At 62.8% G+C, this 25,747-nt stretch carries 27 protein-coding genes and 1 tRNA gene; 15 read left to right on the top strand and 13 right to left on the bottom strand.

Annotated elements, in window-relative coordinates; all coding sequences use genetic code 11:
- The first annotated feature begins 372 nt into the window (after nucleotides 1-372).
- The 3 genes from E5X88_RS02110 to E5X88_RS02100 all read left to right on the top strand — a co-directional run bounded on the left by E5X88_RS02110 (nucleotide 373) and on the right by E5X88_RS02100 (nucleotide 3,603).
- Nucleotides 373-1,257 carry a DMT family transporter gene (locus E5X88_RS02110; protein ID WP_292157783.1) on the top strand — a complete coding sequence of 295 codons (885 nt, stop codon included), beginning with the start codon at nucleotides 373-375 and terminating at the stop codon, nucleotides 1,255-1,257.
- Between the two features lie 907 nt (nucleotides 1,258-2,164).
- A complete protein-coding gene (locus E5X88_RS02105; protein ID WP_292157781.1) occupies nucleotides 2,165-2,998 on the top strand; it encodes a hypothetical protein in 834 nt (277 codons plus the stop codon).
- A 113-nt stretch (nucleotides 2,999-3,111) separates the two neighbouring features.
- Nucleotides 3,112-3,603, top strand: a complete 492-nt coding sequence (locus E5X88_RS02100) for a GNAT family N-acetyltransferase (RefSeq protein ID WP_292157779.1) — start codon at nucleotides 3,112-3,114, stop codon at nucleotides 3,601-3,603.
- A 115-nt stretch (nucleotides 3,604-3,718) separates the two neighbouring features.
- On the opposite strand, the gene yghU is transcribed toward E5X88_RS02100, so the two are convergent.
- The gene (gene yghU, locus E5X88_RS02095) at nucleotides 3,719-4,585 is read right to left on the bottom strand and encodes a glutathione-dependent disulfide-bond oxidoreductase (RefSeq protein WP_292157777.1); all 867 of its coding nucleotides are present in this window, start codon (nucleotides 4,583-4,585) and stop codon (nucleotides 3,719-3,721) included.
- Nucleotides 4,586-4,873: 288 nt separating this feature from the next.
- Here yghU and E5X88_RS02090 point away from each other — a divergent pair, with 288 nt between their 5' ends.
- Nucleotides 4,874-5,776 (top strand): S1C family serine protease, encoded by a 903-nt coding sequence (locus E5X88_RS02090; RefSeq protein ID WP_292157775.1) that lies wholly within the window; start codon nucleotides 4,874-4,876, stop codon nucleotides 5,774-5,776.
- An 83-nt stretch (nucleotides 5,777-5,859) separates the two neighbouring features.
- Here the strand turns inward: E5X88_RS02090 and E5X88_RS02085 are convergent, their stop codons facing one another.
- Nucleotides 5,860-6,471 carry a hypothetical protein gene (locus E5X88_RS02085; RefSeq protein WP_292157774.1) on the bottom strand — a complete coding sequence of 204 codons (612 nt, stop codon included), beginning with the start codon at nucleotides 6,469-6,471 and terminating at the stop codon, nucleotides 5,860-5,862.
- A gap of 273 nt (nucleotides 6,472-6,744) precedes the next feature.
- Between E5X88_RS02085 and E5X88_RS02080 the strand changes: the two genes are divergently transcribed.
- Nucleotides 6,745-7,344, top strand: a complete 600-nt coding sequence (locus E5X88_RS02080; protein ID WP_292157772.1) for a YdeI family protein — start codon at nucleotides 6,745-6,747, stop codon at nucleotides 7,342-7,344.
- An 18-nt stretch (nucleotides 7,345-7,362) separates the two neighbouring features.
- Here E5X88_RS02080 and E5X88_RS02075 read toward each other — a convergent pair whose 3' ends face one another.
- Nucleotides 7,363-7,923 (bottom strand): hypothetical protein, encoded by a 561-nt coding sequence (locus E5X88_RS02075; RefSeq protein WP_292157769.1) that lies wholly within the window; start codon nucleotides 7,921-7,923, stop codon nucleotides 7,363-7,365.
- A 467-nt stretch (nucleotides 7,924-8,390) separates the two neighbouring features.
- Here E5X88_RS02075 and E5X88_RS02070 point away from each other — a divergent pair, with 467 nt between their 5' ends.
- The 5 genes from E5X88_RS02070 (at nucleotide 8,391) to E5X88_RS02050 (ending at nucleotide 16,372) form a co-directional block, all read left to right on the top strand.
- On the top strand, nucleotides 8,391-9,596 hold the full coding sequence (locus E5X88_RS02070; RefSeq protein ID WP_292157767.1) for an NAD-dependent formate dehydrogenase: 1,206 nt from the start codon (nucleotides 8,391-8,393) through the stop codon (nucleotides 9,594-9,596).
- An 81-nt stretch (nucleotides 9,597-9,677) separates the two neighbouring features.
- Nucleotides 9,678-9,896: a hypothetical protein gene (locus E5X88_RS02065; RefSeq protein WP_292157765.1), complete on the top strand. Its 219-nt coding sequence runs from the start codon at nucleotides 9,678-9,680 to the stop codon at nucleotides 9,894-9,896.
- A 173-nt stretch (nucleotides 9,897-10,069) separates the two neighbouring features.
- On the top strand, nucleotides 10,070-12,937 hold the full coding sequence (locus E5X88_RS02060) for an MFS transporter (RefSeq protein ID WP_292157763.1): 2,868 nt from the start codon (nucleotides 10,070-10,072) through the stop codon (nucleotides 12,935-12,937).
- Nucleotides 12,938-13,027: 90 nt separating this feature from the next.
- A complete protein-coding gene (locus E5X88_RS02055) occupies nucleotides 13,028-14,032 on the top strand; it encodes an ABC transporter substrate-binding protein (protein ID WP_292157761.1) in 1,005 nt (334 codons plus the stop codon).
- Nucleotides 14,033-14,278: 246 nt separating this feature from the next.
- Nucleotides 14,279-16,372, top strand: a complete 2,094-nt coding sequence (locus E5X88_RS02050) for an EAL domain-containing protein (RefSeq protein WP_292157759.1) — start codon at nucleotides 14,279-14,281, stop codon at nucleotides 16,370-16,372.
- A 92-nt stretch (nucleotides 16,373-16,464) separates the two neighbouring features.
- On the opposite strand, the gene E5X88_RS02045 is transcribed toward E5X88_RS02050, so the two are convergent.
- The 3 genes from E5X88_RS02045 to E5X88_RS02035 all read right to left on the bottom strand — a co-directional run bounded on the left by E5X88_RS02045 (nucleotide 16,465) and on the right by E5X88_RS02035 (nucleotide 17,589).
- Nucleotides 16,465-16,650, bottom strand: coding sequence for a hypothetical protein (locus E5X88_RS02045; protein ID WP_292157757.1), 186 nt, complete (start codon nucleotides 16,648-16,650; stop codon nucleotides 16,465-16,467).
- A 295-nt stretch (nucleotides 16,651-16,945) separates the two neighbouring features.
- Nucleotides 16,946-17,155, bottom strand: a complete 210-nt coding sequence (locus E5X88_RS02040; RefSeq protein WP_292157755.1) for a hypothetical protein — start codon at nucleotides 17,153-17,155, stop codon at nucleotides 16,946-16,948.
- A 251-nt stretch (nucleotides 17,156-17,406) separates the two neighbouring features.
- A complete protein-coding gene (locus E5X88_RS02035) occupies nucleotides 17,407-17,589 on the bottom strand; it encodes a DUF3606 domain-containing protein (protein ID WP_126043107.1) in 183 nt (60 codons plus the stop codon).
- 367 nt (nucleotides 17,590-17,956) lie between these two features.
- Here E5X88_RS02035 and E5X88_RS02030 point away from each other — a divergent pair, with 367 nt between their 5' ends.
- Together E5X88_RS02030 and E5X88_RS02025 are read left to right on the top strand one after the other, a co-directional pair.
- Nucleotides 17,957-18,199 (top strand): hypothetical protein, encoded by a 243-nt coding sequence (locus E5X88_RS02030; RefSeq protein ID WP_292157749.1) that lies wholly within the window; start codon nucleotides 17,957-17,959, stop codon nucleotides 18,197-18,199.
- A gap of 495 nt (nucleotides 18,200-18,694) precedes the next feature.
- The gene (locus E5X88_RS02025) at nucleotides 18,695-18,979 is read left to right on the top strand and encodes a hypothetical protein (protein WP_077384049.1); all 285 of its coding nucleotides are present in this window, start codon (nucleotides 18,695-18,697) and stop codon (nucleotides 18,977-18,979) included.
- 53 nt (nucleotides 18,980-19,032) lie between these two features.
- Here E5X88_RS02025 and E5X88_RS02020 read toward each other — a convergent pair whose 3' ends face one another.
- The 4 genes from E5X88_RS02020 to E5X88_RS02005 all read right to left on the bottom strand — a co-directional run bounded on the left by E5X88_RS02020 (nucleotide 19,033) and on the right by E5X88_RS02005 (nucleotide 21,543).
- Nucleotides 19,033-19,263, bottom strand: a complete 231-nt coding sequence (locus E5X88_RS02020) for a hypothetical protein (RefSeq protein WP_292157746.1) — start codon at nucleotides 19,261-19,263, stop codon at nucleotides 19,033-19,035.
- Nucleotides 19,264-19,797: 534 nt separating this feature from the next.
- A tRNA-Gln gene (locus E5X88_RS02015) sits at nucleotides 19,798-19,871 on the bottom strand.
- A gap of 116 nt (nucleotides 19,872-19,987) precedes the next feature.
- Nucleotides 19,988-20,503: a hypothetical protein gene (locus E5X88_RS02010; protein ID WP_292157744.1), complete on the bottom strand. Its 516-nt coding sequence runs from the start codon at nucleotides 20,501-20,503 to the stop codon at nucleotides 19,988-19,990.
- 566 nt (nucleotides 20,504-21,069) lie between these two features.
- On the bottom strand, nucleotides 21,070-21,543 hold the full coding sequence (locus E5X88_RS02005; protein ID WP_292157742.1) for an Lrp/AsnC family transcriptional regulator: 474 nt from the start codon (nucleotides 21,541-21,543) through the stop codon (nucleotides 21,070-21,072).
- A 161-nt stretch (nucleotides 21,544-21,704) separates the two neighbouring features.
- Here E5X88_RS02005 and E5X88_RS02000 point away from each other — a divergent pair, with 161 nt between their 5' ends.
- On the top strand, nucleotides 21,705-22,451 hold the full coding sequence (locus E5X88_RS02000; protein WP_292157740.1) for a tryptophan 2,3-dioxygenase family protein: 747 nt from the start codon (nucleotides 21,705-21,707) through the stop codon (nucleotides 22,449-22,451).
- 24 nt (nucleotides 22,452-22,475) lie between these two features.
- Here the strand turns inward: E5X88_RS02000 and E5X88_RS01995 are convergent, their stop codons facing one another.
- Both E5X88_RS01995 and E5X88_RS01990 read right to left on the bottom strand, forming a co-directional pair.
- Nucleotides 22,476-23,312, bottom strand: coding sequence for a DMT family transporter (locus E5X88_RS01995; RefSeq protein ID WP_292157738.1), 837 nt, complete (start codon nucleotides 23,310-23,312; stop codon nucleotides 22,476-22,478).
- Nucleotides 23,309-23,902 carry a TetR/AcrR family transcriptional regulator gene (locus tag E5X88_RS01990; protein WP_292157736.1) on the bottom strand — a complete coding sequence of 198 codons (594 nt, stop codon included), beginning with the start codon at nucleotides 23,900-23,902 and terminating at the stop codon, nucleotides 23,309-23,311. Before E5X88_RS01990 ends, E5X88_RS01995 begins: the two co-directional genes overlap by 4 nt.
- Nucleotides 23,903-24,132: 230 nt before the next feature.
- On the opposite strand from E5X88_RS01990, the gene E5X88_RS01985 reads away from it, so the two are divergent.
- The gene (locus tag E5X88_RS01985; RefSeq protein WP_292157734.1) at nucleotides 24,133-24,555 is read left to right on the top strand and encodes a DoxX family protein; all 423 of its coding nucleotides are present in this window, start codon (nucleotides 24,133-24,135) and stop codon (nucleotides 24,553-24,555) included.
- A gap of 34 nt (nucleotides 24,556-24,589) precedes the next feature.
- On the opposite strand, the gene E5X88_RS01980 is transcribed toward E5X88_RS01985, so the two are convergent.
- Nucleotides 24,590-24,895, bottom strand: a complete 306-nt coding sequence (locus E5X88_RS01980; RefSeq protein ID WP_292157732.1) for a hypothetical protein — start codon at nucleotides 24,893-24,895, stop codon at nucleotides 24,590-24,592.
- Nucleotides 24,896-25,320: 425 nt separating this feature from the next.
- Here E5X88_RS01980 and E5X88_RS01975 point away from each other — a divergent pair, with 425 nt between their 5' ends.
- Nucleotides 25,321-25,746 carry a hypothetical protein gene (locus E5X88_RS01975; protein WP_292157730.1) on the top strand — a complete coding sequence of 142 codons (426 nt, stop codon included), beginning with the start codon at nucleotides 25,321-25,323 and terminating at the stop codon, nucleotides 25,744-25,746.
- Nucleotide 25,747 lies beyond the last annotated feature (1 nt).

Genomic DNA, 25,747 nt, shown 5'->3' with positions numbered 1-25,747 from the left:
GGGACAGCACCCCCCTCTGGCCTGCCGGCCATCTCCCCCGCAAGGGGGGAGATCGGCAGCCTTAGTGCCCCGCTGATTTTGCACCGCTGGCGAATTGGCGAAAGCCGAAGTGACATCCAATCTCCCCCCTTGCGGGGGAGATGTCCGGCAGGACAGAGGGGGGTGGGAAGGAACACTACAGTTCGGCATTTACTTTGCGCCATTGCATTCCTCGGACGGCGTCACGATAGCGGAGGCGCCACGCGCCTTCTATCGCTCGCCCCCTTGCCCCACCCAACCACCTCTCGCTGCCTCACGACAGGCAAGCCCATTGGTCCTATCTCCGCCCCATGCCGTCGCGCATAGCCCGCCGGCAGTGGAGGACCAATCACAGTGACGTCGACGCCGGTTGCCAACCGTCCCGAAACCGCGCCCCTGCCCATCGCGGCGCTGCTCGGCGCCATGGTGTCGATCCAGATCGGCGCGACCTTCGCCAAGGGCCTGTTTCCGCTGGTCGGCGCGCAGGGCACGACGGTGCTGCGGCTGGTCGTCGGCGCGCTGATGCTGGCGGCGGTGCTGCGGCCCTGGCGGGTGCGGCCGTCCAAAGCCGTCTGGCCATGGCTGATCGCCTATGGGGTGACGCTCGCCGCGCTGAACCTTTTGTTCTATGCGGCGCTCAAGACGATCCCGCTCGGCATCGCGGTGGCACTCGAATTCTCCGGTCCGCTCCTGGTCGCGACGCTGTCGTCCCGGCGCGGCAGCGACTTCGCCTGGGTGGCGCTCGCCATCGCCGGTATCGTTTTGTTGTCGCCCCTCGTCCATTCGCCCGAGGCGCTCGATCCGGCCGGCGTGATGCTGGCTCTGGCGGCCGGCGGCTGCTGGGCGCTCTACATCGTGTTCGCCCAGAAGGCGGGCGCGGAACTCGGCGGCCAGACCACGGCTTACGGCATGGCAATCGCCGCAGTGCTCGCGCTGCCGTTCGGCGTGGCCGAGGCGGGGCCGGCACTGGTCGCGCCGTCGATCCTGGCCGCCGCCCTGCTGGTCGGGCTGTTTTCCAGCGCCCTGCCGTTCTGGCTGGAGATGATGGCGCTGACCAGAATGCCCGCCAGGCTCTACGGCACGCTGACCTGCCTGGAGCCGGCGCTGGGCGCGCTTGCGGGGTTCCTGTTCCTGCACGAGATCCTGACCGGGCTGCAATGCCTGGGGGTAGCCGCCGTCATAGCCGCTGCCTTCGGTGCCACCATGACGAACAAACCGCCTGTGCCTTCGCCCGAATAAGGTTCATTGGCCGGCGGGTCGAACGTGATCGGAAGGGCATTGCGCATGTGGCGAGCGCCGACGCGGTCCGAAGCCGACCTCGGCTGCGCAGCGGCCTCGGGTCAAGTCCTTTCGCCATGGATTTCGCCATTTTGAGCGGGCCGGCGGCAGCCGGGAAACCCTCAACCAGAGACTGCATTAAGCATGCGTACACCTCTAATCGATTTGGCACTTGCGCAACCATCGAAAGGGTGAAACCGTTGGTCTGGGGTAAATGGGCAGGGAGTCGTCTCGGCTGTTGTCAGTTCCGGGACGGCCGAAAAGATGATGAATTTTCCACAGTTCCTGGTGGGAATGGCCACCGCGTCATCCATCGTGGCGCTCTCGACTTTTTTGACGACGGGTTCGATCTGGAAGGCGCTGGCCTGGACGATTGTTACCTTGATCGTTCTGCAGGTCGGATATTTTGTATTCGTCGTCCGGCTGATCTATGGAGCCGGGGCGGAAGACGCAGAGGCAAGTCCGCGGTCCGTGAGTGTGGGTCGGCCAGGGCATCGAGGCGGTGTCCGACCCAGACCATGACATCACGGTGCAGGCCGGACATGTTCGGTTCTGGGAATGTGCATTGGACGTTCCGTTACTTTAGCCAACTAACATACACCTCCTGATCCATAAGCCAGGAATTAGGCAGCGCGGAAGCCTGCCTGCGGCTTGTGCAATCCCGACTCCAAGGCGTCGGTCGCCTCTCCCTTGCGTTCTGGTCTCGCGGCAATCGTGGCGCTCGTGCAACAGGCTCGACGGATCCGCCGGGCGGGAAGGGCGCTCGCCGCTTGTGCGATCTGGCCGGAGGCGAGATGAATGCTCGTCACGTCGATCGATGACGAGGGGTCCATCGCATGAAAAGGCTGATCGATTGAAGAGGCGTGCCATGGCCTTCGACGATCCCGGATCGTCGCGCGTGATCCTGCTGCTCGGCAGCGCGCCCGATGTGGTACGCTGCGAGGCCTGGCCGAAGCACGCCTTCAGCAAGATCGTCGCCATCAACAACGCCTGGCGCGTGCGCCCCGACTGGGATCTTCTCGTCCATGCCGGCGATTTCCCGCCGGACCGGCTGCCCCGGGACGAAACCCTTCAGCAGGCCCAGATATTCAGCGCCGAGCACTACGTGCCGGCCCAGAACGCCTTCGGCGGCTTCGTCTATGCCGGCGGCACGATGGCGATGACGGCGGCCTACTGGACGATCCACAGCCAGAAGCCCGATGTCCTGGCGTTCCTGGGCTGCGACATGATCTACGACCAGCCCGGCAAGACGCATTTCTACGGCATCGGCCGTGCCGACCCGCTGCGCAACGATGTGACGCTGCGCGACCTCGAGGCCAAGTCCGCCCGCCTGCTGGTCCAGGCGCTGAAGCGGGATTGCCTGTGCATCAACCTGTCCAACCTGCCGCGCAGCCGGCTGGTCTTTCCGAGGCTGACATTCGATGAACTGACCGGCCTTTCGCCTTCGAGAATTGCCGACATGAAAACCGAGATCCTTGCCGGCATCCAGTTCGACAAGGCGGAGAAAGCCGAGGCGATCGAGCAGGATCTCGGCTATTTCTACGAGGACGGAATGTACTGGAACCATCTCGACGAGATCGACGAGACGCATCTCGCCGACATTGACCGGCTCTGGATATCCGCCGTAGACCATGGGCCCAGACTCCTAACGGGGCGTCAGGCGGCGGCGAAGAGCAAAGCTTCGACTCCGGCCATACCATAGGTGTGTTTCTTCCTATCGTTCCGACTTGGTGCTAATTTTATAGGGCTTTGCACTGGACCTGCCGGACAATGCCGGGGATCAACTTAGACCATCGGGTGGCGACACGTGCCGATATGCCGGCGCTGGCTGTACTGATGAATGCGGCCATTGGCGAGCTTCAGAAGCCTTTCCTCACGCAGGAACAGATCGACTCGAGCAGAGCAATCATGGGGCTGGATACGCAGCTCATCGACGATGGAACGTATTTTGTCGTGGAGCAGAATGGCGTCTTGGTCGGTTGCGGCGGATGGAGCCGGCGGGCAACCCTCTATGGAGGCGACCGTTCATCCGGGCGCGATGCTGCGCTGCTCGACCCCGCGCACGACGCCGCCCGCGTGCGTGCCATGTATACGCATCCAAGCTTCACCCGCCGAGGGGTAGGGCGCCTGATCCTCACGCTGTGCGAGGATGCCGCCCGCGCCGAGCGCTTCACCCATGTCGAGCTCATGGCTACGATGGCCGGCGAACCGCTCTATCGAGCCTGCGGCTATCAAGCGATCGAGGACGTCGTCGACGCCAGAGGCGGAGCGGACGTGCCGCTATTGCGGATGAGGAAGGCGTTGTGAACGATCGTCAGGTTCGGGTGGCGATGCGGCGGAAATCCTTGAGGCGTCTGAACATGCGCTCCCTGGAAGCGTAGGCGCCGGAACCCTCCGGCGCCACGCGTCTGGCCAATGCCGCTCACTCCGCCGCCAGCTTGTCCTGCGTGTTGGTGTCGAAATCGCTGGCGTCGTGGCGTTCGTGCAGCTGCATCGCGGGCTCGCCGAAAGCGCGGTTGACCATGCGCCCGCGTTGCACCGCCGGCCGTGCGTCGATCGCGTCGGCCCAGCGCTGCACGTGTTTGTATTCCTGCACCGACAGGAACTCGCCGGCGTCGTTGTACATGCGGCCCTTGGCCAGCCCGCCATACCAGGGCCACACCGCCATATCGGCAATCGTGTAGTCGTCGCCGCCCAGATATTCGCTTGTCGCCAGGCGCCGGTCGAGCACGTCCATCTGGCGCTTCGTCTCCATGGCGAAGCGGTCGATGGCATACTCGATCTTTTCCGGCGCGTAGGCGTAGAAATGGCCGAAGCCGCCGCCGAGATAGGGCGCCGAGCCCATCTGCCAGAACAGCCATGACAGGGTCTCGGTGCGCGCCGCCGTCTCGGTCGGCAGGAATTCGCCAAACTTTTCGGCCAGATAGAGCAGGATCGAACCGGACTCGAAGACGCGGATCGGCTTTGGCCCGCTGTGATCCATCAGCGCCGGGATCTTGGAGTTGGGATTGACCTCGACGAAGCCGCTGCCGAACTGGTCGCCGTCGTTGATCCTGATCAGCCAGGCGTCGTATTCGGCGCCCTTGTGGCCTCGTGCCAGCAGTTCCTCCAGCATGATCGTCACCTTGACGCCGTTGGGCGTCGCCAGCGAATAGAGCTGCAGCGGATGCTTGCCGACCGGCAGTTCCTTCTCATGCGTCGGGCCCGATATCGGGCGGTTGATGTTGGCGAAGGCGCCGCCGTTTGCCTTGTTCCAGGTCCATACTTTCGGCGGTGTGTATTGGTTCATGTCGGGAGGCCTCTTGATGTGAGCGGGTCTTGGGAAGGATCAGCTTGCGCGATAGCGGCGAGGGTTTGCATGGGACAGGGTCATCTACACATAGGGACAGATAGTGCGGGGTACAGGTAGTGCGGGCCGCAGAAAGTTCAACTTGTGTTGAACTATTGTCGATGTCGCGCCCACCTTCTCCCACGGGGAGGAGGATCACCGATGCCCTTGCGCCTCGCCTTACCCGCCATACCTATAGAAGACATCGGGCCTTCGCCGGCCGTCATGAACATTGCCAGGATTGAAAGCATGACCATCGATACGATTTTGCGGTCCATCGTGGCGGTGCGCGCCTCGATCCCCGACGACGCCTTCACCGCGAACGCGCTGGGCACGAGCCGGGAAGGCAGCGGTGTGGTCATTCGCGACGACGGGCTGGTGCTCACCATCGGCTATCTCATCACCGAGGCGGAAGAAGTCTGGCTGACCGATCACAACGGGCACGTGGTTCCCGCGCACGCGCTCGCCTACGACCAGGAATCGGGCTTCGGCCTGCTGCAGGCGCTGGCTCCGCTCGGCCTGCCCGCCGTGGCTTTCGGCGACGCGGCCAAGGCGATGGCCGGAGATCCCGTCGTGCTCGCCGACGGCATCGGCCAGTCGGTCAGGGCGCACATCGTCACCAAGCAGGAATTCGCCGGCTATTGGGAGTATCTGCTGGACGAGGCGATCTTCACCGCCCCGGCCCATCCGTCATGGGGCGGTGCGGCCCTCATCGGGCAGGACGGCAGGCTGCTCGGCATCGGTTCGCTGCGCCTGCAGATGAGCCGCGCCGGTGAGATCGCCGACATCAACATGGTGGTGCCGATCGACCTTCTGCCGCCCATTCTCGACGATCTGCTGACGCGCGGCCAGGTCGCCAAGCCGCCGCGCCCGTGGCTTGGAGCCTTCTCCGCCGAGAGCAATGGCGAGGTCGTGGTGATGAGCGTCGCCGAAGGCAGCCCGGCCGCCGAAGCCGGCCTGCGCCAGGGCGACATCATCTCGGATGTGCGCGACGGCGAGGTCGACGGGCTGGCCGATTTCTACCGCAAGCTGTGGCAGAATCCGGCAGGCGCGGAGATCCCGTTGCGGGTGGTGCGCGACGGCCGCGAGACGTGGCTGCGCGTGAAGTCGGCCGATCGCAACAGCTTTCTCAAGAAACCGCAGCTGCAGTGATTGGGCGATAGCGTTGAAGCGGCCAATCTCCCGCTGCAAGGGGCGAGATCGAGTGTCGCCCGGCTTTAGCCACTCTTCGACGATTACTCGCCGCAAGCGCTGAAGCCGGTTCCGGGGTTCCACTCCGAGAAGGGGATGGTTTTCCCTTCGACAGACACGGTTGCGCGCTCGGTGGTGCCATCCGGCTGCATCTTGCTGCTTTTGCCCTTGCCGGTCAAAACATTGTAGTCGCAGTCGCTTGCGACATTGTCCTCAAGGTAATCGTGATAATCATAGGCAAAGCCGGCGACGATGAAGGCATCGTTGCGGTATGCGAGCGTCAGCGTCTGGTTGGTCCGTTTGCTGCCGACCGGCATTGCCGGCAAGTATAGCTTGATCGAGCCGTTCGGCAGCGCGGTCAGTTCCGGCTCGGTGTCGGAGGCCTCGTAGCCCGGCCGGTCGTAACCGTTCCACTCGCCGGTGATCTGCTCTCGCACGATGCCCGCAGGCCGCAGAAAGTTATGCTCGCGATCCCTGAGAAAGAAATGCATGTCCATCGGGTTGCTGGGCTCGGTCTCGACGATCATCGCCAGATCGGTGGCGCCATCGCCGTTCCAGTCGCCGGTGGCCGCCGTGATGATCTTCTGGGTTTCGATCGGTTCCGCGAGGGCCGTGGTCGGCAACAGCAGGGCAAGACCGAACAGCATCGCTCGCATGGCAACATACCCCCGTTGTAGCCGTGGCGTCCAGAACCGCACCTGGCCGGTTCCGCCAGGGAGGTTCCTACATCACGACGGGATGAACCGCCATGGGTGCCAGCGGCCGAGGGAAGGGGGATCGGACTGGCAGCCACAACCATCTCCATCTGTTGACGATTTCCCGCCCTTGCTTCATCCAGACAAGATGACGGCTGCGCAGGCGGGAACGATGACTGAGATACCCGATCGGCGAACGCTTGGCGTTACCCATGCGGAAAGGCGAACCCGCTGATGGCGCCGGTCAAGGTCGATCCTGAAAAAGTGCACGAATTCAGGGATGCCGAAAGCTTCTACACCTGGCTCGGCAAGCACCACGACACGGAAACCGAAGTCTGGATCAAGATCCACAAGGCCGGTTCGGGGCTGGCTTCGATCACGCCCAAGGAGGCGATCGACGTCGTGCTGTGCTGGGGCTGGATCGACGCGGTGCGCAAGGGGCTCGACGACAAGAGCTATTTGCAGCGCTACACGCCGCGCGGCAGGAAGAGCATCTGGAGCCAGATCAACGTCGCCAACGTCGCCCGGCTGATCGAGGAGGGCCGGATGACCAGGCATGGGCTAAAACAGGTCGAGGCGGCCAAGGCCGACGGGCGCTGGGCGCGCGCCTATGGAAGCGGCAAGGACATGAAAATCCCCGGGGATTTACAGGCCGCCATCGATGCCGAGCCCAAGGCCAAGGCGATGCTGGCAACGCTCAGCGCGCAGAACCGTTTCGCGCTCGCCTTCCGCACCCACAACATGAAGACCGAGGCCGGACGCAAGAAGAAGATCGCGGCGTTTGTCGAGATGCTGAAGCGCGGCGAGACGGTCTACCCGCAAGGGAGGAAGTGAACCTAGCCGCCGGGCAGCCTAAAGGTTGGCGCCCGCAAGCAGGATCCCGAAGCCGGCGAGGCAGATGGCGCTCGCTCGTCGCAGCGACCGCTGGCTGAGAAGGCCGGAGCCGCTGCGGCGAACCACAAACCCGACGACGACCCAGGCCGCCCCGGTCAGGCAGACAAGCGCGGCGATCTCGACCAGAAACCAGACTGTCATGCCTTCGCTCTGAACGAGCAGCGCGACGATCATTGCCTTGGGATTGATCAGCGTGGTGACGAAAACATGCCTCGCCGTCACCAGCCGGACATCGAGGCCGTCATCATTCCTTGTCCAGACGCTGTGGGCCAGCCAAAGCAGCCACAGGACTGCACAGGCCCTCAGGACGGTCCGGATTTCGAACTGGCTGCCTGTCGCGATCGAGGCGGCCAACGCTGCAACCGCCAAGATAACCGCCAGATAGGCAATGACGGCCGCGCTCAGTATCGGAACCGTGCGCCGCACCCCGGACGAAATGGCCGAAAAGGCCAGCAGGATGTTGGTTGGTCCTGGCGTCAGCAGCAGCCCGCCCAGGGCCAGGAGATCAAGGTCGAGCATCCCAAACCGTCGCCCGTGCAAAGTCAATCGCTTGGGACTGTTAGCGGCGGCGGGGCCGGGAGTCGAGTTGACACGCTGCCGCTCCGGCCTGCCCAGGGCAGGAGCGCGCCCAATCGCTACGGCCTGGGTGCTTTCTACGAAACGCATGTCTGGGCCTGGAAGGGCAACCCGACCGGCACTTTCGCCGACATGAACCCGAACGTGTCGTGCGACCCGACAGCCGCCCCAAGCCAGTAGGCGATCAGGCTGGGCGGCGCCACTGCCGCCTGGCCGTTCGGCCGTCTCCCGCCGGACTTGAAACCACGTCCGGCTCCTCCATCTAGTTCGCCATAGCGCGCAACTTTCGAAACGAGGAAGCGCCAGGAGTTGCTGGCCTCCGACAAACCAGAATGGCCGCCCGTTCGTTTTTGGGCGGGCGCCGACAATCGAGCGTCTTCCTCATCGTTGTGAGACGAAGGGAGATCAAAATGGCAAAGGTCGTTTGCGTCCTCTATGACGATCCGGTCGACGGTTACCCGTCAAATTATGCGCGGGATGGGCTGCCGAAGCTCAACCGCTATCCCGGCGGCCAGACGCTCCCCACGCCGAAGGCCATCGACTTCGAACCGGGGGTTCTGCTCGGCTCCGTGTCTGGCGAGCTCGGCCTGAGGCCATTTCTCGAGAGTGCCGGGCACAGCCTGGTCGTGACCGCGGACAAGGACGGTCCCGACAGCGTTTTCGAACGCGAGCTCGGTGACGCCGAAATCGTCATCTCGCAGCCGTTCTGGCCGGCATATCTGACCAGGGAACGGATAGCCAAGGCAAACAAATTGAAGCTTGCGATCACCGCCGGCATCGGCTCCGACCATGTCGATCTGCAGGCCGCGATGGACCGCGGCATCACCGTCGCCGAGGTGACCTACTGCAACTCGATAAGCGTGTCCGAGCATGTGGTGATGATGATCCTGGCGCTGGTACGAAACTACATCCCTTCCTACCAGTGGGTCATCAAGGGCGGCTGGAATATCGCCGACTGCGTCGCGCGCTCCTACGATGTCGAGGGGATGCAGATCGGAACCGTCGGCGCCGGCCGCATCGGCAGCGCCGTGCTGCGCCGGCTGCGGCCATTCGACGTCAAGCTGCACTACACCGACCGTCACCGCCTGCCCGAGGCGGTCGAAAAGGATCTCGGCGTCACCTTCCACCCAGACCCCGCATCGATGGTCGGCGTCTGCGACGTGGTGACGATCAACGCACCTCTGCATCCGGAGACGGAGAACCTGTTCGACGAGGCGATGATCGCCAGGATGAAACGCGGCGCCTATCTGGTGAACACGGCGCGCGGCAAGATCTGCAATCGTGACGCCGTCGCCCGCGCGCTGGAGAGCGGCCAGCTCGCGGGCTATGCCGGCGACGTCTGGTTCCCGCAGCCGGCCCCCAAGGACCATCCGTGGCGATCGATGCCGCATCACGGCATGACGCCGCATATCTCGGGATCGTCACTCTCCGCCCAGGCGCGCTACGCGGCAGGCACGCGCGAAATCCTGGAATGCTGGTTCGAAGGGCGGCCGATCCGCGAAGACTACCTGATCGTCGATGGCGGCAAGCTGGCCGGCGCCGGCGCGCATTCCTATAGCGCGGGCGACGCCACAGGCGGTTCGGAAGAAGCGGCGCGCTTCAGGACCAAGACGTGATCCAACAAGGCCTGATCCAGGCGGGATCAGGCCTGCCGCAGGTCGAATGCGACAGTTTGCGGGGATCGTGTAGACCTGCGGTTGGCCAAGCGCGGCGAGACGATCTACCGGCAGGGCAGAGGCGGAGGCGGCCGTTCGAGCGGCGCGGGCGATGCGCTTGACGAGCAGGTGGCGGAACGTCGCAAGCGGCCGCAATCGAGGGTCTGTCTGGCGACGCACGAGACTTTTGGCGTTCGGCCGACCTCATTCGCCGATTTTCGCCGGCGCCACGCGGCGGTGTTTCGCGGTGAGATCCGCTGAGCCTGTGCGGACGTTGGCGGTCAGCGCCGCCGCATGCGGTGTCTTGGCGGAGTGACATCGCAGCGCTTCGCGCGTCTCATCCTCGAAATCGACGTCGATCTCGGATGCCCACTGGCGGAGCCCTCCCGCTCAACATAGTGTTGATACGCGCCGCTTGTGTGGGAGGGGCTGCAGTGCTTCTGCGAAGTTGGATAACCTTCTCGGTGGTCATCGCCCTGCTGCAGGCGGTTGTGGGACTGCTTTCGGTTCTCCAGCACAATGCTGTGCTTTCCGACCTTCTGCGCCAGCGCATTTCCGTCATCGCCCAGACGACCGCAACGTCGTTCAAGCCGATCATCGACCTCGGCTTGCCGATTTCGATGATCCGCAACGGCGACGCGATCGTCGCGCGGGCGCTGGAGACCGATGCGGAGGTCAACGCCGTCCATGCGATTAATCCGTCGGGGATCATCGTCTATTCAACCGATGCATCACGGTCAAAGGAGGTTCCGCGCGAGGTGCTGCAAGCGATGCAGTTATCGAAGGACGTCAAATGGAGCACCGAGACCGGCGAGCAAATCTATAGCGGGTTCAACGTCGTGGGCCGTGACGGCGCCACCAGCGGGGCCGTGCTTGTTGCCTACCCGAAAGACCGGCTCGAAGCGGCTTCACAGGCCATTATGCGTAAGGTCGTCCGGAACGCCCTTGTGATCTGGGCTGCGTTCTCGGCGCTATCCTACGTTTTGTTAAGCCTGCTTCTCGGAACCCCTCAGCGCCGGCTTGCCCGCCTGGAGGGCGTTGCCCGCGGCGAACCCGATGCGGAGATCGGCGCCAATGGCAACTTGAAGACGAGTGGTTCCGGCGCGTTCTGGCGCGACCTCTTCGGCCCCCAAATCCGGCAACTTGACGCAAATCTGGCAGACGCCAGACGGCAATATGATGAGGCCAACCGGGAACTCAGCGCCTTCAAGTCACCGGCTGCAGAGGACGGGCAAGCCGAGAGCGACGCCGTCGTTGCGGCCAGTCCGGCTCCCGAGACCGAGGTTGCGTCCAACCCCTCGCGCTCACTCGCCCGGCAGATCGCATCGCGCCTGGCTCCGCTGGCGGCGGTGCTGATGGTGAGTTCCGCCCTGATTTTGGGCATCATCACACTTGGCAACGTCAATCGCTCCATTGAACCTGAGCTGTCGGCCCGCACAAACCTGATTGCCACGGTCGTCGGCGAAGACGTCCAGCGCGCCTTGGCGACGGGTGTGCCATTGGACAGTCTCGTCAGCGCCGAGAGTTTTTTCGCTGATATGCTCAAGCAATTGCCCGAGATCGCATACGTTGCAGTGGCGACAGGTCGGGTGGTGCTGGAAGTCGGCGAACGGATAGACCCTTACCTCGCACCGCCGCGCGAGCGCAAAGGCGTACGCAGCCATCCGATCATGCACAATGGCGAGGAGATCGCCTATGTGGTGATCGACGTCGACCCCGCCTTCATCTCCAAGAAGTTCCTCGACGTCTTTCTCGATATGGGCGTCGTCGTGGTGGTGGCCGTACTTATCGCTTTCGAAATCATGGTGCTGATGAGCAGTCGCTCGCTGACGGCCGCTCTCGACCGGCTGCAGCGGCTGGCGGCGATGCAGGCGGCCGGAGACTTCTCCAAGCGAGTGGTGGTGGGCGCCCGCACCGCCATCGACCGCGCCGCCCAGATCCTGGTCGAGCGCACCGAAGGCCTCAGCGCACAATTCGCCGCGGCATGGCAAGGCATCGACGGTTCTCAAGCGAGGGGAGCCAGGCTCGCCACATTGCAGGCGCGCTACGGTCTTTCGCTGAACGGGCCGACGACCCTGCGCTTTTCCTATTTCACCGATCTGCGGCTGGCGCTGTTTCTGTTCGCGGCCGCCGACGAGCTGCCGCTTTCCTTCATGCCGCTTTACACGAGGGCGGCGCACAATCCCTTTCCGTGGCTTTCCGAGACCGTGCTGATCAGCCTGCCGCTTGCCGGATACTTGCTTGCAATCGTGCTGGTATCGCCGTTTGCACGGCCGCTTGCCCGCTGGCTTGGGCCGCGAAGACTGCTGATCCTGGCAGCGGCACCGACAATTGCCGCTCATCTTTGGCTCTATTTAGCAAGCAGCGTGCCCGAGATCGTCGCATCCCGCACGATCCTTGGGGTGGGCTATGCTTTGGTGACGCTCGCCTGCCAGGATTACGTCATCGACAACACGCCGCGCGACGAGCGTGACCGGTCGCTCGGAATGTTCTCAACGGTGTTGTTTGGAGGAATATTCTGCGGCACGGCTCTGGGTGGTGTGCTGGCAGACAGACTGGGCCAGTCCAATGTCTTTCTTCTTAGCGCCACCTTTGTCCTGATCTCCGCGCTTCTGATCTTCTCGTTGGTCGCCAATACCGCGAACCGGGGAGACGGCACGCGTGTCAAGGCGGCTCGACCGCCGCTGCTTGCCTCGTTGCGCAATTGGCATTTCGCCGCGCTGGTGTTCGGCATCGCCATCCCCGGCAACGTCTGCCTGCAGGCCTTCATTTCCTATCTCGTGGCTTTGACGCTTGATTCCCTTGGTGCCTCGCCGGCGGATATCGGACGCACGCTGATGGTCTACTTCCTCGCCATCGCCCTGGTCGGCCCGCTTGCGGGGCGCGCGGCGGAGCGGGGAATTCCGGTAACGGCCGTAGCCCTGTCCGGGGGAATTCTCTGCGGCATCTCGCTGCTGACGGCCGCCGTCTGGCCGAGCCAGATCACCATCTTCCTTGCGGTGCTGGGCTCAGGAATCGGCAGCGGCATGGTTCGGGGAGCGCAGGTTTCGCTCTCGATGTCGATCGCGGAAACAGAGCTGAAGCATCTGGGGGCCGATCCGGTTCTGGGGGCATTGCGAACGATCGAGCGGTTCGCCAGCATCGCCGGCCTCCTGTTGGTCGCTGCTGTCGCGGGCCTCTATGGCTATGCTGTAGCGACGGCCGTCGTGGCGGCGCTCGCGCTTGGAGGCGCCGTGCTGTTCGGGCTGTCGGTGCTGGGCAAGCGAGCGGCCCAGGGCCCGGCAGCCGGCGCCGTGAATTAGTTGGCATTAAATTAGCTGGAAGTTGCCTGCCGGGGCCAGGCAGAGTTAGACTGGCGGCCAGCGCCTCGGGCGCATCACGGGGGAATCGTCATGAGATCGATCGTACGCGGCCTCCTCCCGTTGGCCGTATGTGTTGTGCTGACCACCCTGGCTCATGCGGCCGACAGAAAGCAAATATTGGGCGTCTTCTACGAAGGGTGCGAAAATGTCTGCGAAGGGTTCAAGGCGGCGATCAAAGAGAGCGGCTTCGCCGCAGACGTGACGATCATCGATCTGGCACAGGACAAGTCGCGCATCCCCACCGCAATCGCCCAGGCGCGGGCTATGCCGGCCGATCTGGTGCTCACCTATGGCACGAACGGGACGCTTGGCGTCATCGGCACGCTGGACGATGTGGGAAATTCTGCATATCTCACCGAGATTCCCGTCGTCTTCGTCAAAGTTGCCGACCCCTTCGGCACGCACATCGCCAAGGGCTTCGAAGGCAGCGGACGCGCCAATGTCGCCGGCACCTTCAACCGGGTGCCGGAAGCGATCAACATCGAGATCGTCCGCCAGTACGATCCGACGTTCGACAAGCTCGGCCTGCTCTACAACTCCAACGAACGCAATTCGGCGATCACGGCAGAAGAACTCAAGAAAATTGCGCCGACGCTCGGCGTCAAGCTTGTCGCGCTCGAAATCGACCCCGGCAATGACGGCGTGCCGGATGTCGCCCGGATTGCCGAGCGCATGGCCGAGCTGCGCGAGGAAGGAGTCCGGTGGCTTTATGTCGGATCGAGCTCGTTCCTGAACACCAATGGCGAGTTGTTCACGAAGACGGCGGTCGACAACGGCATCGCCGTTGTGAGCCCGTACGAGCCGCTGGTGCGCGAGCATCACGCGATGCTTTCCATTGCGGCCCGGATGGAAAATGTCGGCCGTCTCGCGGCGGAACAAGCGCTCAAGATCCTGCGCGACGGGGCGACCCCCGGCGACCTTCCGATCCTGCGGGCAACCGACTTCGCCTATGTCGTGAACATGGAGGTCGCCAAAAAGCTGGGCCGCTATCCTCCCTTCGCCTTCCTGCAAGTGGCCGAGGCGGTGAACAACTGACCCAAGCGGCAGAAGCACCTCGGGGTTGGGAAATGAACGCCCATATGTGGCGCAAAGCCACCCTGATCAAACCAACCGTCAGACCGAGCCTCGCCGCGTCGACACCTCCAGGCCCAGCTTGACCGGTCCATTCGGAAGGGATGAGACCTGCGATTCCGCCCGGTTGATTTCGCGATCCCTGCGGTAACGGTTTCTTCTTTGCTTTTGCCGCACATTGGCTGCGACGGAGCGGGCGAAGTCCAGGGCATGGCCGACAAGCAGAATCGCAACGGGGAATTCTGGGAGCTTGCGCTCGAACGCGCGCATCTTGGCGTCTGGGACTGGGATCTGCGCAGCGGAGACTGTTTTTACTCGGCAATGTGGTCGCAAATGCTGGGCTATGGCGAGGGCGAGCTTGTCAAGACAAGCGATCTCTGGCTGCAGCTGACGCATCCCGACGATCGCGAGCGGGCGGTGGCCAGCGGCGAACGCCATATTGCCGGCCAGACCGCTTTCATCGAGACCGAGCTCAGGCTGAAGCACAAATCCGGCCATTGGGTATGGGTTCTCGATCGCGGCGGGGTGGTCGAACGCGACACGGAAGGCAAGCCCATCCGGCTGATGGGCGTCCAGACCGACATTACCAAGCAGAAGCAAGCCGAACACGAGCTCGAACAGGTGAATGCGCGCTTTCGCCTGGCATTGGCGGCCAGCGGCACCGGCATCTGGCATCACGATCTGGCGACACGCAAAAGCTACTGGGACGAGCGCACCAGGGAGATCTTCGGGTTTGTCGCCGACACCGACGAGGTGCCGCACGACCTCTGGCACAGCTATCTGCATCCGGACGACAAGGCCGATGCCGAGCGGGCCCACATGGCGCCGTTGCAAACGCAAAAGGTCGTCGCCGTGCAATACCGGATCGTCAAGCGGGACGGCGAAGTCCGGCATGTCGAATCGCTGCTGCGCTTCATCGCCGACGCTCAATCGTCAGGCCAGATCCTGGGCACGGTGCGCGACATCACCGAGGCGAAACAGCGCGAGCAGGAACTTGCCCACGCGGCCCATTACGACGCGCTGACCGGCCTTTTGAACCGCGCCGCATTCGACCGGCTGCTGGCCGAGCATATCGCAACGGCACGCCCGCTCGCGGTCTTCTACGTCGATCTCGACTACTTCAAGGCCCTGAACGATTTCGCCGGCCACGCCGCCGGCGACCTCGCTCTGAAAAGCGTCGCCGAGGGCATTTTGAGCTGTCTGCCGCCGTCGGCGCATGCGGCGCGGCTCGGCGGCGACGAGTTCGCGCTGCTGGTGCCCGATTGCGACGCACGGCAAGCCGAAAAGCTGGCCGGTGCCGTTCTCGCGGCGGTTCGCACCGCCGAACCCGGCTCGGCGGTGGCGCGCAAGCTCGCGGCCAGTATCGGCATCGCCCATGTCGCCGACCGGAACACCACAGTGGCCGACGCGCTCGCCTGCGCCGACGATGCCTGCTATGCGGCCAAGGCCGCCGGGCGCAACCGCTTCGCGGTGTTCTCCCCCGAGACAACATCCGGTTCCGGCGGCCTCAATGCGGCGCGGCTGGCGGCCGACACCGTCGATGCCATGGAAGACGGCAGGCTGAAACTGTTCGGCCAGGAAATCCATCGGCTCGGAAAGCCCTGGGAAGACAGCCGCCATGTCGAGGTCCTGGCGCGGCTGGTCGGGCACAACGGGCGGCTGATCCCGCCGGGAGAGTTCATCCCGGCGGCGGAGCGGTTCGGCATAGCCTCGCGGCTCGATCGCTGGATCATCAGGACGGCGCTCTCACTTCACGGTCCGGCGCTGAAGTCAGGGGTGCTCACGCTTGGCTTCAACCTGTCGGCGCAGACGCTGAGCGACCCGCAGCTCTGGGACTTCGTCGACGCCGTCATCGACGAGACCGGGGCGCCGCATTCCGGCATCGGCTTCGAGATCACGGAAACCGCCGCGGTCACCAATTTCACTGCTGCCGAACAGTTCGTCCGCAAGGCGCGCGAGCGGCGCTGCCGCGTCAGCCTCGACGATTTCGGAGCGGGAATGAGCTCGTTCGAATATCTCCGGCGCTTTCCCGTCGATGCGATCAAGATCGACGGTTCCTTCATCGAGCATATTGCGCAAAGCCGCTTCGACCGCGAGATCGTCTCGGCCATATCGGGCATCGCCAGAAGCCTCGGCTGCTCTGTGGTGGCGGAGAAGATCGAGGAGCAGGATGCGCTCGACGTCCTCAGGGATATGGGCGTTGCCTTCGGTCAGGGGTTTCTGCTGCACCGGCCGGAGCCACTGGAGGCGATCGTGGCGCGGGCGAGCGCGCAGGCGGCTTTGCCGGTTGGACGGCAAGCGTAGGACTCCGTCAAGGACAGGCAAGCCGGTGGGTCGTGGCGTTTAAGCATCCGCTGCTTCCTGGCCGATGCCTTGCCGCCCACTGCTTTGTGAGATTAATTCTTCTGCTTGGTGCCGGACGGCATCGTCGTGCTCACCCAGCCCTGGGCCTCGCGCATGATCTTCAGCGCTTCATCCCGCGTCAGCCCGCACTTCCGGGCGAAGTAGGTCGCCTCATAGGCTTCAGCCGCAGAGACCGCGGAAATGCCGGATGGTTCCAGTTTTGATTTCTTCTTGGCCATGCCAATTCGCCAACTGTGAATCGATTAGTCAGCTAATATAGCATCTTTGTTTGTCAAGGCGAAATCCCGGTCCTTCGAAGCAAACGGCGAGCGGGCCGGGTGAACGACATCTGCGTGTCGTACAGCGCGCGATCCATCCGCATGGCGGCGTTCCAGGGGTGAGGGAAGTTTGTCCCGCAGCCGTGCAGGCCCGGCGCCGCTCACGCATCCGGCAGAAACCGGGTGGCAAACGGCCATTGCACAGATCGATGGATTTTGTTCGAAGCGCCAGCCTCGGGCTCGCGCTGGGCGTCGTTCAGGAGGCCCGGCTCTGCCGGGTATCGGCCGAGCCTGTCTCGGAGCCTGTCTCATTCAGAAGGTTGCAGAGCGAAACGGCCTCCTTGCGACACAGGCCGATCAGTGCCAGCGCCGAAAACTGGGCCGGCAGATCGATGCTGGCGTCCCAGACCATCCACCGGCCGTTTGGCTCCATGACACATTCAAAGCGCAATGCACGGTCCGACATCCGACCTCCCCAACGAATCTTCGCCGGACTGGTAGCGTCTTGAAGTAAACGAGTTGTTGCGTTCTTGAAACCTGACGTTGAATCCGGTCGATGGCAATAGCAGCCGAAAACAGGCTGCATGGTCACCGGCCGGACGGTCCGGATCATGCCGCATGGCAACGTTTCACAGGTTCACTGTGAAGCAGGCCAAGGCACCGACCGGCCCCTTGGGATGCGAGGTTCCTTTGATCCGCGACGCCGCCGGATGCAGATCAGGCGTTGCGGCTCGCCATATGCGCGTCGAGCTTCTTCCTCGAAGGCCCGTACCGCTTGATGATGGTCGCGGCCTCGCTCGGCGGTATGCCGTATTTTTTCGCAAAAGCCGCAACTTCGTAAGGCTCCTCGCTGGAAACCAGCTTGCGATCCTGCTTGGTCTTGGATTTGTCGTCGGCCATGTCGTCCTCCGTCACATCTGGTCGTTATAGGGTTCTCTAGTCCGCCCGACCATCCTTGCCGGTTCGGTCTGTGGCCAGCTTGGCTTCGCTGTGTTCCGCCGAGGCGGGTTCGTCTCGTTTCGCCATGGGATTGCTCCTCCGAAAACACCGGGGCGATAATGAATGTGCTCACCCGCATCTGCAAGGAAGGACGCCGGCGCCTTAGTCAAGGTGTTGCTAATATAGATGAGCCTGCTACCTCCAATCGGTAAATGGAGCCCATCATAGGCCGGTGCTACTTTGATGCACGGCCGCGCCACCATGGCAAGGCCCAGGGCGGGAACCAGGGTTTGCTGAGCAAGGAAGCCGCTGGCTATAGGGGCTAAATATGAGAAAGACGACTCTCATTGCTATCGCTGTCCTCGCGATCAGCGTCGGCTATGTCGAAGCCGCGGACCGTAAGGTCGAAACCGCGACTCTCGGGACGTACGCCAATTCGAAGAACCTGCCGGTTTGCACCTCGTCAAGCACACTCTTCGAAGTCCTCGGTGACAAGTGTTTTCTCGTCAAAGGTTCGAGGATCTATGGCGACATCGCCGAGCTTTCCCAGATAGTCACTGTCAACTGGTAGCTGTATTCCGCGGAAGCGGGATCGTCACCGGCCCTTGCAAGGAAGGACGGCCGGCACCACTTGGGCGGGGGGCTTGATAGGCACCGGCCTAACGGATTGGGACTCCGCTACCGTTGGATAGTACCGCGTATGGCGATTCGAGCAATTCCGTGATCACGGAAGCAGCTACGCGCTGCCGTCCGTTTCGCTTTCCTCTCGATCGTTCGGATAGCGTTGGTTTCCAGCCATTCGCGCAGCACGATCTGAATGAGGTCCGACCGGCCAATCTTCATCTCGGTAGCAATGGAATCGAGCACGTCTGCGAAGCCGCACCGGAGCATCTTTGCAGGAGAGACACAAGGACACCGAGACGCCTCCTTCTCCCATTGCAGGTGCCGGCTACCCCCAATCTCCAAGTTGATCAAACGACAGTTGATCCCTTAGCCTGCAAAATTGCAGGTGTCAGCAACGCCGGATGTTGGAACCCGGCAATTGGGGCAATTGGGGAGACGCATCATGACCGATCCCATCATTGACTTAGTCGAAACGGCCATCATCCCCGATGTCTTCATTTCAGGGATGGCCGACATGGAAAATTTGGGAGATGGGAATTTCCGGTGCATATTTTACAGCCGGCAGCGAGCGATCTACGAGCGTGGAAAGTTCGAACACGTGATTGTGTGCCGCCTCGTCATGTCGGCTGGCGCGGCTCATGCGATGCTGAAACAAATCGCACATGCCGTTGAACGAGGATCGGATAACACAGATTCCATCGGCTTTCCTGGTGGGGCACTGCAATGACAACAACTGGCCCGATCTGCTAGACCATGGCCCTGATCGCGGACGCCAGTCGTTCAGGCAGGGAACAGCGAAAAAATCTGCATGACGATTCCGCACAGGAATAGCGCGGTCGCTACTCCAGCAGCTTTCACCGATCGTCCGGTGCCGACTTTCGCGTCGATGATTGGCCAAATCCTGATTGCTTCAACAACCTTGATCATGTCCTGATGGATTTCTAGCTGATCTCGAATTTCAGAGTACAGCTTTTCATATGAAACAGGTTTGGTCTGCGTCTCCGGATGCAACCACGTGACGGTCTCTTCATATTTGTCTGAGATGCGGCGGTTGACCTCTGTTTCCGCTCCAATTTGTCCCGGCTTTTTGCTGTGGTGACTGCATAGTGGATGCGTCGAATATCGAACGCCAAAACGAAAAAAGCGGCCAAATCAAAGCAAATTGCAGTGCTGGCCCTAAGCCATTTAGGGCCGAGCAGTATCGCAAGATTTTGCCAGTCCTGAAATGAAGTCACGATGTCGGCCACGCGAGGAGAGGGCGAAATGACACTCAACCATTAATGCGGCGCTCCCTACTCTCACATAGTTTGAGACCTCGCTTATGTTCGCAGGACGTCCTTGAAATGGCAACGTGGCAAGAGCGCGGGTCTTCGATCCCGATCGCGCGTAGCGCCATCCAGAACCGCTACAAAGGCCCGGACCGTCTGATGGCTATACGGAGGTCCCCGAGCCGCCATCGCGCCGCGCACCGTCGCCCCACCTCGGCGATTATAGGCCAGATATTGGACTGTTCAGCGAGAAAATCAGCTAAGCTCTTGAAATTACTGGTTCCCGCTCATGGGCTCGAACCACGATTCACGCCTTCAAAGGGCGCTGTCCTACCATTAGACGAAGCGGGAGTAGAGGAAGTGGATGCTGTCTAACACTTTCTCTTTCACGCATGAAGCCGCTTTGTGCCGTTACCTGCTTGAGCACCATCGGCTGCGACGCCCTGCTGGATTAACGGGTCCTGAGCCTAGACGCGCGCAATCGCGAACAGCCACGCCAAAAGTTCGAGCAACAATAGAAACAGGGCAAGCTGCAGCGACACGCGCAGGCGTTGAATGATCCGCCAATTGCTGGCCATGTCGGTTTTAATGCGGAGCGCAAGCGCGCGGTGCATCCCATCCATGGTTTCCGAAGGGTTTTGATCGACAAAGTCCTGGAGCAACTGCTCCGGATCGAAGCGGAAGGTAAAGGCGTAGTAGGGCCACAACATGATCACGACCAGCAGCCCGATCAGGAAAAGCAGCGCCAGCGCCAGCCAGCCCCACAGGCCCAGCCCCTCCGCCAGAGCCCTGCCACCGAGCAGGGAACTCACGAAGGCGGTTGCAAAGATCAGATTGCCAGCGCGCGTGTTGAGGCTCTCCACCACATTCTGCTGGTGTTGGAGGCCACGCACCGCCTCCGCATAAACGAAGGCCAGGCGAGGGTCAGGTGCCGCAGCGGACTGGGAATGGCTTTCTCCCCCTGATGAAGGATGCTCGGGCATGGGTGCGCTTCCATGTTCGGATATGAACCACGATATGGACAATGGCAGTTGCCTGTCTACCGCCTGTCAGGGGCCGCCAGCCTTGACGCCCGAACACTCTGCCCCAGATTACGCCGCGGAGTTTCGGCTATGCGATACGATTGGCAGGGGCCGCCCCGATTCCTGGAACGGCATTTCGGCATTGTTATTGCAATCGGCCTGGTTGCAGGGCTGTCGGTTCTGGCGGTGCTGGGCTACACGCCTTAAAATCTCGGGTTCAGCGGCCAAATCGCTAATGTAAGCGAAATGTGACGGTGCAGACGCAACCGAACGGGCGCCATGCGCATTTCAATGCATGACGATAATGTTTCGCCCCGATAGCCCCGCGAAGTGCTGCGCTTATTGCGGCGGGCGCGACCATGGCTACGAGGATTGCCCGAAGCGGAGAGCCGATGCCGGATCATGGAAGGACCAGCGCGTCGCTCCGGTCCCAAGGCCGGCATGGCGGATAGACAAGCCCGACAAAACCGCAGCTTGAATCATCCCCCCTTATCCTAAACCGAACGAAGCCCGTCGCTGCCGGCGGTCTACGGTGTCTTCTGCGTATGCCCAACGGCATTGGCGAAAGAAATGTCACCCTTGATCTCGCGCATGGCCATCGAGGTGATCGTGCGGCGCACGCCGGGCAGGCGGCTGAGCTCGACGCGCAGCATCCTGTCCAGCGCCATCATGTCGACCGTCACGATCTGCAGGAGATAGTCGGCCTCGCCTGTCGTGGCGTGGCAGCGCCGGATCAGCGGGTGTGCCTGGACCGCGGCCTCGAAGGCTTCGGAAAGCTCGAAATCGATCGACACCTGAATGAAGGCTTCGATGCCGAAGCCGAGTTTCGCCGGGTCGACGCGCGTCGAGTAGCCGCGGATGATGCCGGCGTCCTCCAGCGCCTTGACCCGCTTCCAGCACGGCGTCTTGCTCAAGCCGACCTCGTCGGCGAGCGCCGCGAAGGAGATTCGCGCGTCGCGTTCCAGCGCCGAGACGATCTTCCGGTCGAGCGTATCCAGCATAAAGCGTTCTCCAAAACCGTTCAATAAATGGACTTTCGTCCTTCATCTCATGCCAATTGGATAACAGAAAGGAACAATGTTCAAGCCGAAAGCGACTACACTGCGGGCTCGGACCGAACAGATGCCCTGAGCCGACGGGCCGGGTAAAAGGAGCAGCTGCCATGCACAAGCCGGACTATTACGCCCGCATCGAAACGCCTGAGATGCGCGACTACGGCGTCTACCTGCAATGCGACAAGCTTCTCGCCTGCCAGAAGCCGCTGGCCGAGATGGTCAATGCCGACGAGCTGCAGTTCCAGATCGTGCACCAGGTCGAGGAGCTGTGGATGAAGCTCATCACCTACACGCTGGTCGACGTCGTCGACTTCCTCGAGCAGCAGAACACGCACCGCGTCGTCACGCTGATGGGGCGCGTGCATCGGCTGATGCGCATGATGACGGCGCAGCTCGACCTGCTCGAAACCATGTCGCCCAAGGAATACCAGCAGATCCGGCTGCAGCTCGGCAATGGCAGCGGCCAGGAATCGCCAGGCTTCAAGCTGCTCTTGCGCATGCCGCCGGATCTATGGCGGGCCTTCAAGGCGTCCTATCTCGATGGCCGCGGGCTTTCGGTCGAGGATGTCTACGATATCAGCTATGATCACGGCGACAGCTATGTCGTTGCCGAGGCGCTGATCGAATTCGACGAGCTGTTCCAGAAATTCCGCGCCAACCATCTTTACCTCATCCATCGCTCGATCGGGCTCGGCTCCAAGTCGCTAAAAGGCCGTCCGGTCGAACTGCTGGCGGCCGGCGCCCGCCATCGCTTCTTTCCGGAGCTGTGGGATGTCCGCTGCGACATGACCGACCGTTGGGGCAGCGAGTACGGCACGGTGCGGGATTCGATCAGTCACCACGCGGCGGAGTAGGCCGCTTCGCGTCCCGCCGGAGTCTCACGGCTGGTAGCCTAGGCAGATGGCGCCGAGTGCGACGATGGCGCAGGCGGCGATGCGCCGGGGCGTCAGCACCTCGCCGAGAAATAGCCAACCGATCAAGGCCGCGAAGATGACGCTGGTCTCCCGGATCGCCGTGATCGGACCGGCCGGCCCTAGCGCGAAAGCGGCGACCACGAGGCCGTAGGCCAGCAGCGCGAACACGCCGCCGCCGAGCGCCTTCAGCGTTTCGGCCGAGCGAAGATCGACGACGAGCCGGCCGCGGAAGGCAATGAAGGCTGCCGGCAGCAGGGCGCCGTAGATCAACAGGACCCACGCGGTGTAGGCGGTGGCGCTTCCCACCTGGCGAACGCCGATCGCATCGACCGTCGCATAGGCGGCGATGATCGCGCCCGCCGCCAGCGCATGGAGGATCGACGTGGTCGCGGCCCGTGCCTTGCCCGAGGCGAGACTCATAATGCCGCCGGCGACGAGAGCGACGCCGAGGACTTGCGGCATGGCGAGATGCTGGTTGGCCAGGAAAAATCCGCCAAGTGTGACCAGCAGCGGCACGCTGCCGCGGACGATCGGATAGACCTGGCCCAGTTCGCCGTTCCTGTAGGCAGCCACCAGAAACATGCTGTAGCCGACCTGCAGGCAGGCCGAGAGCACGACATAGGGCCAGGCGTGGGGTGCCGGAAACGCGCTGGAGATCGCCAACGGAATGGCGACCACCGTGCTCGAAAAGCTCATCACGGTGACGGTCCTCAGCCTGTCGGCCCCTGTTCGCAAAAAGGCGTTCCAGCTTGCGTGCAGGATTGCGGCAAGCAGTGCCAGCCCGATGACCGTCGCGCTCATGGCGCGGTCATGGCGCTGGGGGCGGCGATGATGCTGAAGGCTGCCTCGCGGGCATCGCGAATGGCGGTGTCGGTCTGTCCCATCTGGGCCACGAGGGTTGCCCCTTCGATCAGCATCAGTAGCGCCGCCGCCGTGCTTGCGGCGCGGTCGGGCGGCATCATGTCTTCGAGGATGGACTGCATGCGCCGCCTGAGGCCGTTCTTTTGCTCGGCGACGGCCCTGAACACCGGGTGTTCTGGATTGCCGAACTCGGCCAGCGCATGCGCGAACAGGCAGCCGTGGAAATCGGCGCTGCGAAACCAGCGCTCGTACCAGTCGAAGATGGTCGCGATCTTCTTCTCGGGCGTGACGGCCGCATCGGCGAGCCGGTCGAGCTGGCGGTCGAAACGCCGGGCGCGATAGTCGAGCACCCCGACTATCAGGTCGTCCTTGCTGGGGAAGTGGCGATACATCGTCATCTTGGCGACCTCCGCCTCGGCGATGATCCGGTCGATGCCGGTGGCATGAAAGCCGCCGCGCTTGAACAGCGCATAGGCGGTTTCGACGACGTGCCGGCGTTTATCGGAGCCGATCGGGGATGACGAGGTCATGGTTTGTCACGCGTAGTGATGAGACAGGTCTGTCTCTTTGCTAGGCGACGGCCTGCCATCCGTCAATACTCGGTTCGGCTTGAAAAGCATTGGCGGCAGCGGGAGGATGACTACAGGGCCGGACGGCAGATCCATGCGGAGAAACGAGGAAGAAAAAGCAGCCCGGTGTCGGACTTGTGGCCGGTCGACCGTCCTTGGGTCGAACCATCGCAACATCTGGGAGAGAGATCATGCCGTCAGAAACCGTTCACACGCTGTGGCAGACCGCGGCAATCCTCATTGGCCGGCTGATCTTCGCGGCCGTCTTCCTCATGGCGGTGATTTTCAAATTCACCGGCATGGGCGCCACCGCGGGCTACATCGCCGCCGCCGGATTTCCGTTCCCGCTGTTTCTGGCCTGGTGCGCGGCGCTGCTCGAAGTCGTCCTCGTCCTGTGCTTCCTGACCGGCGCCTTCTTCTCGCAGGCCGCTCTTGTCGCCGCCGCCTATGTGCTGTTCCTCGGCTTTGCCTTCCACGGGCCATCGCACTGGGCCGGCAACCAGGCCGAGTTCGGCTTCTTCGTCGATCATTTCACCTTCCTGGCCGGGCTGCTGTTTGCCGCCGTCCACGGGCCGGGCCGCGTGCTGACGCTGAAGCTTGGGTCTGCGAGCTGATCCCGGCCTGCCGCCTTTGATGCGGGGAGGGGAGTCACATCTGGTCGTTGTAGGGTTCCTTCATCTGGCCGACCATGCGCGCCAGCTTCGAGAACGACGGCATGTCCGCCTCCGGCTGACACTGATTGGCCAGTTCCAGCAGCCGGATCGGGAAGTTGACGGCATCGCGGCTCGACGCCGACATGCCGTTGGACCGTTCCTCGCTGGTTTCGCTGGCTTCGGCCCTGCGCAAGGCGATGTCTATCTCCTCGACCGTGAGCACGCCCTTGCGGACCAGGACCTGGTTGATCGATGCGACGGCCATCAGCAGGCCTTCGAGTTGCAGATTGGCGACGTTCATGGCTTTGCTCCCATTGGCTAAAGCACGTCGCGTTCCGCGCTTGGCGACATGCATCAAGCACCAAACGCGCGAGGGTCTTTTCCGATCCGGCATGGCGGTACGGGGATCGGGCGCTTCGCAGACATTCTTGCGCGAGAGACGCTCGATCCAGGAATTTTTTCCTTGAATCGACCGTTTCACCATTGACATCGTGACGGCAGTTATGCTATTAATTTAGGTATGGTGCTGATTTGCGCCAACGACCCGCCCGCCGAGGCGGGTTTTTTGTTTCAAGCCCTCTTCGATCGTTCGCTGCCTGTGTCGCCGATATCAGATGTCGGCGCGAAGGAACGCGACCCTTGCCGCCGCCGCTCGTCAAAAGACCCTTCCGCCAACACATTTCTTCAGGCGTGCCATAGCGCGCGCCGCTCGCCAGAGACCCCCCAATGTCCAGCCGTTACTCCACCATCATCACTGACGATGACGGCCGCGAGGTCGTCAGCGCCATCGGACAGTTCGAGGGTGCGCCGCCGCAATCGCGCGCAGGCCATTTCGAACCGGTCGCGGCCGGTGTGCGAATCGGCATGGTGCGGGGCGGTCCCGTCGATGCGGCTGGCGGCTTCGGTTTTTCCTCGGCGGGCGTCAGCGCCGGCGCGGTGGGTATCGTCCGGGCGGCCCTCAAAGTCCTGCCCGATGCCGGCTCGGTAAAGCGCGGCACGACTGCCGAGGCGAAACCGGCAGGCCGGCCGCGCAAGCCGAAGTCGGCGCGTGCGAAGCCCGGCAAGCGGGCAAAGTCGCGCAAGCGATCCGCGCGGGTGGTCAGGAAAGCGGCGAAGCCCGAGACCGCGGCGCGCGCCGGGACGGTGGGGTAGG

The organism is Mesorhizobium sp. (assembly GCF_004962245.1).
Taxonomy (GTDB): Bacteria; Pseudomonadota; Alphaproteobacteria; order Rhizobiales; family Rhizobiaceae; genus Mesorhizobium.
The sequence above is the reverse complement of the archived record's forward strand: the minus strand, read 5'-3'. Positions and strand labels throughout refer to the sequence as shown.

What these genes read in the sequence shown, in the direction of transcription:
- E5X88_RS02025 (WP_077384049.1), top strand. Translation starts at nt 18,695, where the DNA reads ATGACCGATCCCATCATTGACTTAGTCGAAACGGCCATCATCCCCGAT.
- E5X88_RS02045 (WP_292157757.1), bottom strand. Translation starts at nt 16,650, where the DNA reads ATGGCCAAGAAGAAATCAAAACTGGAACCATCCGGCATTTCCGCGGTC.
- E5X88_RS02050 (WP_292157759.1), top strand. Translation starts at nt 14,279, where the DNA reads ATGGCCGACAAGCAGAATCGCAACGGGGAATTCTGGGAGCTTGCGCTC.
- E5X88_RS02040 (WP_292157755.1), bottom strand. Translation starts at nt 17,155, where the DNA reads ATGTCGGACCGTGCATTGCGCTTTGAATGTGTCATGGAGCCAAACGGC.
- E5X88_RS02010 (WP_292157744.1), bottom strand. Translation starts at nt 20,503, where the DNA reads ATGCCCGAGCATCCTTCATCAGGGGGAGAAAGCCATTCCCAGTCCGCT.
- E5X88_RS02030 (WP_292157749.1), top strand. Translation starts at nt 17,957, where the DNA reads ATGAGAAAGACGACTCTCATTGCTATCGCTGTCCTCGCGATCAGCGTC.
- E5X88_RS02085 (WP_292157774.1), bottom strand. Translation starts at nt 6,471, where the DNA reads ATGCGAGCGATGCTGTTCGGTCTTGCCCTGCTGTTGCCGACCACGGCC.
- E5X88_RS01990 (WP_292157736.1), bottom strand. Translation starts at nt 23,902, where the DNA reads ATGACCTCGTCATCCCCGATCGGCTCCGATAAACGCCGGCACGTCGTC.
- E5X88_RS01975 (WP_292157730.1), top strand. Translation starts at nt 25,321, where the DNA reads ATGTCCAGCCGTTACTCCACCATCATCACTGACGATGACGGCCGCGAG.
- E5X88_RS02105 (WP_292157781.1), top strand. Translation starts at nt 2,165, where the DNA reads ATGGCCTTCGACGATCCCGGATCGTCGCGCGTGATCCTGCTGCTCGGC.
- E5X88_RS02000 (WP_292157740.1), top strand. Translation starts at nt 21,705, where the DNA reads ATGCACAAGCCGGACTATTACGCCCGCATCGAAACGCCTGAGATGCGC.
- E5X88_RS02080 (WP_292157772.1), top strand. Translation starts at nt 6,745, where the DNA reads ATGGCGCCGGTCAAGGTCGATCCTGAAAAAGTGCACGAATTCAGGGAT.
- E5X88_RS02055 (WP_292157761.1), top strand. Translation starts at nt 13,028, where the DNA reads ATGAGATCGATCGTACGCGGCCTCCTCCCGTTGGCCGTATGTGTTGTG.
- E5X88_RS02075 (WP_292157769.1), bottom strand. Translation starts at nt 7,923, where the DNA reads ATGCTCGACCTTGATCTCCTGGCCCTGGGCGGGCTGCTGCTGACGCCA.
- yghU (WP_292157777.1), bottom strand. Translation starts at nt 4,585, where the DNA reads ATGAACCAATACACACCGCCGAAAGTATGGACCTGGAACAAGGCAAAC.
- E5X88_RS02070 (WP_292157767.1), top strand. Translation starts at nt 8,391, where the DNA reads ATGGCAAAGGTCGTTTGCGTCCTCTATGACGATCCGGTCGACGGTTAC.
- E5X88_RS02100 (WP_292157779.1), top strand. Translation starts at nt 3,112, where the DNA reads ATGCCGGCGCTGGCTGTACTGATGAATGCGGCCATTGGCGAGCTTCAG.
- E5X88_RS02090 (WP_292157775.1), top strand. Translation starts at nt 4,874, where the DNA reads ATGACCATCGATACGATTTTGCGGTCCATCGTGGCGGTGCGCGCCTCG.
- E5X88_RS01995 (WP_292157738.1), bottom strand. Translation starts at nt 23,312, where the DNA reads ATGAGCGCGACGGTCATCGGGCTGGCACTGCTTGCCGCAATCCTGCAC.
- E5X88_RS02005 (WP_292157742.1), bottom strand. Translation starts at nt 21,543, where the DNA reads ATGCTGGATACGCTCGACCGGAAGATCGTCTCGGCGCTGGAACGCGAC.
- E5X88_RS01980 (WP_292157732.1), bottom strand. Translation starts at nt 24,895, where the DNA reads ATGAACGTCGCCAATCTGCAACTCGAAGGCCTGCTGATGGCCGTCGCA.
- E5X88_RS02035 (WP_126043107.1), bottom strand. Translation starts at nt 17,589, where the DNA reads ATGGCCGACGACAAATCCAAGACCAAGCAGGATCGCAAGCTGGTTTCC.
- E5X88_RS01985 (WP_292157734.1), top strand. Translation starts at nt 24,133, where the DNA reads ATGCCGTCAGAAACCGTTCACACGCTGTGGCAGACCGCGGCAATCCTC.